This window comes from Agriterribacter sp., assembly GCF_035444585.1.
Taxonomy (GTDB): domain Bacteria; phylum Bacteroidota; class Bacteroidia; order Chitinophagales; family Chitinophagaceae; genus Agriterribacter.
The window spans coordinates 9,208-16,602 of the sequence record NZ_DAOMOZ010000100.1 but is presented as its reverse complement, the minus strand read 5'-3'; the positions used below and the strand labels follow the sequence as shown (position 1 = coordinate 16,602).

The following is a 7,395-nucleotide window of genomic DNA, read 5'->3' as shown; positions in this document are numbered from 1 at the left end:
CAGGTTGCCAATCACGAAATCAAAATACCCATCGCCATTGAGGTCTGCGGCCTCGATGCAGTTCCACTAGCCATTGGAAAACGGAAGCTCTTTTTTCATGAATATGCCGTTCGTATTTTTGAATACGGTCAATGGCATCCATTCACCTGCGATAACAAGTTCGGGGCTTCCATCATTATCCGTGTCTGCCCAGCGGGCATCCGTAACCATTCCAATGTTTTTTAACCCCGGAGCATGTTTGTCTGTTTGGTCTGTAAACCTTCCCGTGCCGTCATTGACCAAAAGAAAAGAGTTGGGTGCTAAACCATATTCACCGGGTAAAACCCTCCCCCCAATAAACAGATCAATATCGCCATCTCCGTCCATATCTGCAGCCCTTGCACAAGATGCATTGGTTGTAATTGCAGGCATATTTTGAGGCGCATAGGAGAAATTTCCTTTGCCATCGTTTAAAAACAAGCGGGGTCGCAGCGTTGCAGCCGCTCCTTTGTCTTCATTACCTCCATATACAACCAACAAGTCATTGTCGCCATCTTTGTCTGCATCAAAAAATACAACACCCGTTTGATCAGTGGCATTGGCAACATCAAACGCCTGTTGCCGGGACCGTACCAGTGTTCCATCAGCCTGCTGAAAAAACAATTTTCCGAAATCGGATTTTGCACCTCCGATAAAAATATCATCCAGTCCATCGCCATTTACATCTGCCATCGCACATTTCGGACCTTCCATTGAGAGCATTTTCGGCATCAGCCTTTCCCTGTCAAAATCAATAAATAAATTCTCCCTGTGAGCCGAACCGCCCGAAATCCATTTTGTTGTTACATCTGTATATAAGATATGGGGGGCAGGCTCGGGAACAAATTTTTCAGTTGCTTCTTCCTGTTTCAGCAAAATGGTTTTATTAACGCCCACTGCCTTCAACGTTTGTTTTCTCAGATCCGGCCATACCACTACCAGCGAATCAATACCGGTAACACTGCCCAACCCGATCGTCAGCACAGGATCAACACTCGACTGAAAGCCACGGGAAAGCATCTGGTGCATTTCATGCACCTGTCCGCCGGCATACACCGAAACTTTTGCTCCTATGCCCATGCTGTTCTTCCCCGCACCAAGGAGCTTTACTTTCAGGTACGCGCTATGCAATTTTTGAGAGGCATTGTTGCGGTACACAAAAGCCTCCATATTTACATTGTTCACCACCAGGTCCAGGTCGCCATCATTGTCCAGGTCGCCATAGGCGGCGCCGTTGCTGAAACCGGGCATACCCAATCCCAACTGGTAGGATTGGTTCAGAAAAGAAAGGTTTTTTTGATTGATGAATGCGTAATTCGATATGGGGTTAGAACCAATAGAATCCAGGAATTCTTTAAAATTAAACTTCCCTTCGGTCATTACCCGTACCCGGTTTCTGTCGTTTGCTAAAAAATTTATGAAATCCTTATCGGTTATGTCTTTATAAATACCATTGCAAACCAGTATATCTTTCCATCCGTCGTTATCAAAATCAAAGATCAAAGCCCCCCAGCTCCAGTCGGTAGCCGCCACGTTGGCAAAAAAAGCGATCTCCGAAAAAGTATTGTCCCCGTTATTCAAATGCAATGCATTTTGAAGATACTGGTAATAGAAATCTCCCTTTACTTTTGCATTAAACACATCATAATCGTCAAATTGAGTAACGGTTTTTAATTTGTAATCACCTTCGGGGAGCATTTCGGTGGTAAAAATATCCGGTCTGCCATCGTTGTTGATATCGGCTATATCGGAGCCCATGGAAGCAAGGCTGAGGTGTCCGGTACTTTCTTCTATTGATTCTTTAAACGTTCCATCTTTTTGATTGATATAGAGATAATCTTTTTCAAAGAAGTCGTTGCTTACATAAATATCCGGCCACTGATCGCCGTTTACATCCGTCACACTAACCCCCAAACCAAAACCAATTTCACTGCCGTATATTCCTGCCTGTTCACTTACATCGGTAAACTTCGTCCGTCCGCCCACATCATCATTGCGGTATAATTTATGCCCTCCTGCGGAGTCGCGCACATTGCGGATATTTTTGTTATAGCCAAAGCTGGAGATAGGTCTGAAGCCATTATTGAGCACATAACAATCCAGGTCGCCGTCAAGGTCGTAATCAAAAAATACTGCATGGGTAGTCAATCCTCCTTTTTCTTCAAGCCCGTAGCGTTCAGCCTCCTCCTTAAAAATCAAATTACCCTGGTTAATGAACAATTCATTGGCCCGATCATCGCCTTTGATGTTACCGGAATTGCACACATAGATATCCAGTAAGCCATCGCCGTTCACATCCGCCATTGCCACGCCGGTACTCCATGCTTTTGATCCTCCCACGCCGGCTTTTGCAGTTATGTCTTCAAACCGCATATCACCTTTGTTCAGGTACAAGTGGTTCTTTCCCTGGTTGCCGGTAAAATAAACATCTGCCAGCCCGTCGTTGTTGATATCACCTATGCCAACGCCGGCTCCGTTATAAAAATTCCTGTAATTAAACACATTAAACCCCGCCTCTTCCTTTAGATCATTGCGAAAGCCAATGCCCGTCGATGCTTTATCCATTTGTGTAAAAAGAGGATCAGCAGGAGGGACATAGTTTTTTTCTTTGCTTTTACAAGCGCCTAACAATACAATACAGGAGACTATATAATGGCAAGAGGTTTTGAACATATGCAACATTCATTTACCGGGATCCGTAAATTTCAATACCATGGCGTTATCATTATTTCTGGCCACAATAAAAGCATCCTTACCTGCTATCTTTATTGGTTTTATATGACGGACTTCCCCTTTTATTACTGTTCCATTTAAATTTTCGCTCTGCAATTTCCCATTTCCTTTATTGATCAATATTGTTCCATGATCGGCATCGTATCTTCCGGCAGCAATGCTATTGGCGTAATAGTTGCCCCCCAGCAGCAGATCAGGCAAGCTGTCGTTATCGGCGTCTACGATCACGGCATCCCTGTATGTTGTAAGCTGCGCTTCCCAGGGTAAAGGCTGTACGGAAAAATTCAAATTGCCATTATTAATCAATATTGCATTGGAGAAATAATCCGCAGACAGCACCATTGCATCTTTTATTTTCATTGCAGAAAAAATATCAGTCAGGGTTGCTTTGGCAAAATCCTCCGCATATGCGTATTTTTTCTTTAACAAAGGCATTTGCTTCTCCAGTTCATCTTTGCCGGCAAAAGGAATCTCCTTACCCTGCACATAATAAGTAAGTATCTGTTCTTTTCCATCATTGTTATCAAAATCATTGAAATAAAGGCGCACCGGCTCCTGCACAGACGCATGCAGCCGGCTATTGAGACCAAGATTACCCGCAACAAAATCCATATCGCCATCCGCATCAATATCTATGGGCAATATAAAATTCCACCAGCCTTTTTTATCAGTCAAATCCTTTTTGGTAAAAATCCCATTGGTGTTCAGGAATACACTAATCGGTCCCCATTCGCAGCTAACAACGAGGTCATTGTCGCCATCTTTATCCACATCAAGCCATAAGGCATCTGTTACCATACCTGTTTTTGATAGTTCTTTGGCATTGGTCAGGGTTACGTCTGCAAATTTCCCCTTCCCGTCATTTTGTAATAAATAAGAGGTGGGGGTTTCACCATAGTTCCAGGGAACTACCCTTCCCCCCAGAAACAAATCAACAAAGCCGTCACCATTAAAATCACTGAATGCAATACATGATGCCGTAACATATTGATCAGTGAACGGATCTTGTGCCTTTGCAAAATTCGCCTTACCGTCATTCAGATATATGCGCGGCAATAAATGCTCATTGGCGCCATAATATTCGTTGCCGCCTGAAGCTACGATCAAATCAATATTTCCATCATTATTTACATCGCACCATACCGCGTCTGTATCTTCATACATGCTGTCCTGCAACAGGCAGTCCTGCGGCGTTTTTAAGAACACACCACCGGGCTTTTGTAAGAAAACAGCATTGTGAAAAGATTTGGATGCACCTATAAAAATATCTTCCAGCCCGTCTTTATTGATATCCGCTACGGCCAATGCGGGGCCCTCGGTTGAAACCATATGAGGCATCAATGGTTCCCGGTTAAATTCATTAAAGCTGTTCTCTTTATGAATAAAATCAAGTTGCACCTCTGCAGTAATGTCCGTAACAGACCTGCTTTCTCTTTTGCTGAAACCGGCAATTGAACTGTAATCAAAAACAGGTAAGTCCTTAGTGTATGTAAACGCTATATGGCGGGTTGCCGGCTGCAGGGTGATCTTTTGAAATGAATTGTCCGGCCATACCAGCATGGCCGAATCAACCTTTGTTTGATAAAGCCCGATATGCATTGGCGCGACCATACCCGACATAAACCCTTTTACAGGATTGTTTTCATACAGCCGTATTCCTCCGTTGGCAAATAAAATCAGTTTTGCACCAAAGGCATTTCTGTTCTTTTCGGGCCCGTTTAAGGTAACAGATACAAAATCTTCATTGCCGTTCTGAACTGATCTGTTTTCGTATAATAATACAAAATCATTAATATTATTCACCACCACATCCAGGTCGCCATCGTTGTCAAAATCAGCATATACCGCACCGTTTGAAAAGCATGGCAGATCATTGCTTATCGCAGACTCCATATCCTGAAACTGCAGCTTTGATTGGTTTTTATAAAATTTATTCGGGATCTTTATTTCAGGATATTTTTTCATCAGGTCAATGTCAGCATTCTCTATAACGCCATCCCTGCTCCTTTTTTGTATTTCGCTGTTGTAAATGAACCTAACGTAATCCATATCATTCAACCTCGTGGGAATTCCATTGGAAATAAACAGGTCTTTCAACCCATCGTTATCAAAATCCATCAATAAAGGAGCCCAGCTCCAGTCTGTTGCGTATATGCCCGAATATAAACCCGTTTCACTGAACATGCCATTCTTCCTGTTGTATTGAAGCGTATTGCGTGAATACTGGTAATTGTAGCCAAAAGCGATCTTATCGTAAAAGATATCGTAGTCATCGTCTCCCAAAGAACGTTTTAATATATACGGATCGGCCGGCAGCATATCGGCCGTCATTATTTCCGGGTAGCCGTCGTTGTTTACATCCGCGATATCTACTCCCATCGAAAACTTACTGGTATGCATAAGCCGCTGTGTATTTTCATCGGCAAATGTTCCGTTTTTCCGGTTAATATAGAGATAATCATTTTCATGAAAATCATTGCCGATGTATATATCCGGCCAACCATCAAGGTTGATATCGCTAACCGCTATACCCAGTCCGTAACCAATAGCCGAACTGTTGATACCGCTTTGCCTGGTAACATCGGTGAAATGATCTCCATCATTGCGGTAAAGGCGGTCACCAGACAAAGCGTCGTAAGTATTCAGGAATTTTATACGCGGAGCAAATGACCCGTCGTGGTGAAGCGCATGATTGAGCAGGTACATATCAAGATCCCCGTCCATATCGTAATCAAAAAAAGAAGCCTGTGTACCAAAACCCGAAAAATTCAAGCCGTACTGTTCTGCCTGATCTTCATAAAAGGGGACCCCGCTTTCTATCCCTTTACAGACCAACAATTGATTTTCACTTTTTAAACCCGCAAATTTTCCAACCTTGCAAATATAAATATCAAGCAATCCATCGTTATTGATATCAACAACAGATACACCGGTTGACCAGCCATGGTCCTGCGGAATTTTTGCTTTTTCGCTCACATCTTTAAAATACAGCTTCCCTTCATTCAGGAACAATTTGTTGCTTCCCTGGTTGGAAGCAAAGAACAAATCGGTTAACCCGTCATTATTAAAATCTCCTGCGCCCACCCCGGCGCCATTATAAAAATACATATAGCTGAACATGTTCAGCGTATTCGTTTGCGTGAGCGTATTATTAAAATCAAGGCCGGTATTATTATGCTCCAGCACAACAAAGGCAGGACGGGATGCCTGCCTGCCCGCTTTTGTGCAGGCAGCAGAAAAGATGAGACTTATAATAATGGATAGAAAAAACAGGTATGTAATCCGCATCAAAGGTTCTTTTTACTTTTAACCCGAAACCGTATAGAAAGTTATGCGCCCATAAAAGCGATGGTGCCAAATCCGGATGGTAAGCTATACTAAAGTAGTGATATTACATGAATTAATGTATAGCGCATATTGAAAAAATCCTTTCTTAAACCTGTTAACACATTTTCTGCCATATCATTATTATTTTGCAGCAATTGTTTTGACTTGAACACAATGAAAAGAAAAATTATAGCCTTTGTTTTCATAGCTGCTATTTTAGCGGCCGGGGTGAGCTTTTTGATACCTTCCCGGGTAAAGATAGATGAGACTGTTTTTGTTAAGGCAAAGAAAAATACGGTTAACCGGGCGATCAATGATATCCATTTATGGAAGAAATGGTGGCCGGGTTCGGAAAGCAATACATCACCAATCAATGCATTAAGGTATAATAACACGATCTATGAACCGCAACTGCCTGGCTTATATGCCGTTGCTATCGGCGTAAAGTATGGCAGCAACAGCTACAAAACGATCCTTTCTATTGTAGAATACAATGCCGATTCTGTTCTGCTTTCGTGGAAAGGTTCCATTTCTGTAAGCAGTAATCCTTTTACCCGGATCAGCCGGTATATGCATGCTAAGAGGGTTGGTGATGATATGAAAAACATCCTGTATGCTGCGCAAAAATTCATGAGCGACCTTCAAAACGTTTATGGCATAGCAATAACAAACCAAATCGTAAAGGATACGTTGCTGTTAAATACCCAGGCGGTATTTACCCATCCTCCATCTACCGATGAAATATATACGTTGATCAACAAGCTTGCCAAAGCTGCAGAGGATGAAAAAGCTCCCGTTACGGGTTATCCTATGATGAATATTACAAAAGAAGACGGCTCAACATATTTGCTCCGGGTAGCGCTTCCCGTAAGCCAACCAGTGAAAGAGGAGCACGGTATCGTTATAAAAAGAATGGTGCGTGGTAATATCCTGGTATCGAATGATATTACCGGGGGAAGGATCGCCGTTGAGCACGCCTGCAAACAGATGATGAACTACGTGCATGATTTCAACAAAACCTTAGCTGCGATATCCTTCCAGTCTTTAATAACCAACAGGCAGCTTGAAAAGGACAGCACTAAATGGATAACGCGGATATATTGCCCGGTTATCTGATACCCACCGGCGCATTTTTCATTTCGTACTGTACCGGGTAGTCGTTGTTCCTGAAAAACAAAAAATACTTATCTTTTTCTTTATTAAAAGAAAGTATATCTTTTATTTCGCCTTCAACCCGTAATCCCGATCTTGCCGGACTTACCCATTTGAACACGCCATTGTCGTTAAGTAAAACATGCCCAAAGCTTGCGTCCTGCC

At 42.7% G+C, this 7,395-nt stretch carries 5 protein-coding genes; 1 reads left to right on the top strand and 4 read right to left on the bottom strand.

Translation table 11 applies throughout. The features are described from left to right. From PLH26_RS21785 to PLH26_RS11965, 3 genes are all read right to left on the bottom strand, one after another. Positions 1–57: hypothetical protein (locus PLH26_RS21785; RefSeq protein ID WP_502876385.1), on the bottom strand; the 57-nt coding region annotated here is incomplete at its 3' end. A 9-nt stretch (positions 58–66) separates the two neighbouring features. Further along, positions 67–2,691, bottom strand: coding sequence for a VCBS repeat-containing protein (locus PLH26_RS11970; protein WP_324586257.1), 2,625 nt, complete (start codon positions 2,689–2,691; stop codon positions 67–69). Between the two features lie 9 nt (positions 2,692–2,700). Then, on the bottom strand, positions 2,701–6,039 hold the full coding sequence (locus tag PLH26_RS11965; RefSeq protein WP_324586256.1) for a VCBS repeat-containing protein: 3,339 nt from the start codon (positions 6,037–6,039) through the stop codon (positions 2,701–2,703). Positions 6,040–6,252: 213 nt separating this feature from the next. Here PLH26_RS11965 and PLH26_RS11960 point away from each other — a divergent pair, with 213 nt between their 5' ends. Next, positions 6,253–7,194, top strand: coding sequence for a GyrI-like domain-containing protein (locus tag PLH26_RS11960; RefSeq protein WP_324586255.1), 942 nt, complete (start codon positions 6,253–6,255; stop codon positions 7,192–7,194). Here PLH26_RS11960 and PLH26_RS11955 read toward each other — a convergent pair. Further along, a partial coding sequence (locus PLH26_RS11955) for a hypothetical protein (protein WP_324586254.1) occupies positions 7,187–7,395 on the bottom strand: 209 nt, incomplete at its 5' end. The two genes, PLH26_RS11960 and PLH26_RS11955, sit on opposite strands and share 8 nt — an antisense overlap.